We start from the raw sequence: 730 nt of genomic DNA, 5'->3' as shown, positions 1-730 counted from the left end.
GTACAGGTCATTCCATGCCCACAAATAAGTCCTTTCGTCTTCGACAACCTGCTTGCACACCCAACGTGTCAATTGACGGATTATCCTTCCTTTTTCCGCCAAAGGAATAAAAACATGAGGAGTGACGGCCTTGCCATCATGGGTCCACCGCAGGAGCGCCTCGGCACCTTTCCAACGCCCGGTCTGGATATCGACGATGGGCTGATAGTGGACTTTGAGTTGATTTTTTTTTAGTGCCTTGCGCAATTTAGCCAGCAGCGAGAAACGGTACTCGTATATCAAGCTCGTCAGGCGCCAGAGCGTAACAAGAATGATCAGACTCGCAATAAGCAATCCAGTGAACAAAATGAGCCAAACCAGATAGTACGTGCTGGTCGGTAAAGACAAAAGGGCAAACATCCCGGTCCACTTCACGGGATAAGCTATATACACACGCTCGTCACCGAATGTAAGTTCATACAGCGCGGGGCGTTTGGATAACGGAATAGACGCTACGTCATTGGAAAACAGCGACTGCAGCGAGTGCTCGTCTATCAGATCGAGGGAAAGGGTTGGCGCTTGAGGGGAGGCCAGCATGTCTACCAAAATTCCTTTGTTCAACCACAGATAGCTGTTGTCCTGAGCAATAACGACTGTTCCAGTATCGGCTGACACACCGGGCCCCGCATCAAACCAGTAAGCGCGACCGCCACCCGCAGTGTAGTGGTTGGAGGCCTCGTCACTGGGCAAT

General features: G+C 51.2%; 1 protein-coding gene. It reads right to left on the bottom strand.

What is annotated here, in order from left to right:
- A partial coding sequence (locus AC1DRJ_RS30915; RefSeq protein WP_477805456.1) for an EAL domain-containing protein occupies positions 1–730 on the bottom strand: 730 nt, incomplete at both ends.

The organism is Pseudomonas sp. P5_B2, from assembly GCF_056400445.1.
This window is presented reverse-complemented; position numbering and strand designations above follow the sequence as displayed.